Origin of the sequence: Streptomyces sp. NPDC002130, from assembly GCF_040296465.1 — a bacterium.
In the GTDB taxonomy this organism is placed as follows: Bacteria; Actinomycetota; Actinomycetes; order Streptomycetales; family Streptomycetaceae; genus Streptomyces.
Genome location: NZ_JBEOXI010001253.1, coordinates 1 through 1,045 on the forward strand (window position 1 = coordinate 1; position 1,045 = coordinate 1,045).

General features: G+C 62.1%; 2 protein-coding genes. Both read left to right on the forward strand.

Annotated features, from left to right (window positions below; translation table 11 throughout):
* Positions 1-206 (forward strand): hypothetical protein (locus tag ABT116_RS50060; protein ID WP_351648453.1); only part of this gene is annotated, 206 nt, incomplete at its 5' end.
* Positions 203-1,045: ImmA/IrrE family metallo-endopeptidase (locus ABT116_RS50065; protein WP_351648457.1), on the forward strand; the 843-nt coding region annotated here is incomplete at its 3' end. The genes ABT116_RS50060 and ABT116_RS50065, both read left to right, overlap by 4 nt.

Here is a 1,045-nt window from a genome sequence, read left to right on the forward strand (position 1 = left end):
AAAAGGAAAGCGTCGCAGAAGGATTCACTCTTCGGATCGTTCGGCCGCTCGCCGCAGGCGTCTACGGCCAGGCAGTGCCCTACGATCTCGACATCGCCGTCCGGCCCGACGGCACCATCTTTACCGACATGACCTTCTCCGGAGACTCAGACGATGAGGACTTCTTCGGCGAGGCAAATATCGATCGCGCAGAAAACGAAGAATGATTGACAACAACACTGACCGAGAGCTGCTCGGACCCCGACTGCTGGCCCTTCGTGACCTCAAAGGCCTGACACAGCAAGAGCTCGCGACCTCTGCGGAGGTATCGCAGAGCTTTTTGTCGTTGGTGCAGAAGGGTTCACGACCGTTGCCCGAGTCCCTCGCGGTCAAACTTTCCGAAACCTATTCGCTCCCGCTCAGCTTCTTCCAGATGCCAGACGGGGAGACGGACGCCGGCCAGTTCACCTTCCGTAAGCGTGCCCGCGCGAGCGCTCGTGACGAACGTCGTGTGAAGCGTCTCTACTCCGAAGCTGCTCGTTTGTTCAATGCCATCTCCGCGGCGTCGGAGTTCCGGACGAGCGAACTGCCGGACCCTGCCGAGTTCAACAACGATCCCGAGGAATGTGCCGAAGCCCTCCGACGATCCGCAGGTCTGGGACCAGAAGATCCGGTCAAGAACGTCACTCGACTGCTGGAACGTCACGGCGTCGGTGTCGTCAACGACTTGGATGACAGCTTTGAAGGCGCATCGGATCACGTTGGGGTGTCCCGCCCGAACCTTGGAACCGAACGCCCGCTGGTAGCGCTCACGAGTCAACTGCCTGGAGCGGTCCAGCGTCTCAGTTTGGGGCACGAGGCCGCTCACTGGATTTTCGATCGTCGGCTCGCATCCCCGTTGGGGAGCACACGTTGTCCGGAGGAAGCGCGCGCGTTTCGTTTCGGCGGCGCGCTGCTGCTGCCTGAGCGGGTAGTCCGCGCCAGTGCGGCCAGGCACCCTTCGAGGGCGGTCGCCTTCTCCGCGACGCTCGTCGTGTCCAGATGGAAGGCCACCCCCACCGGAGCG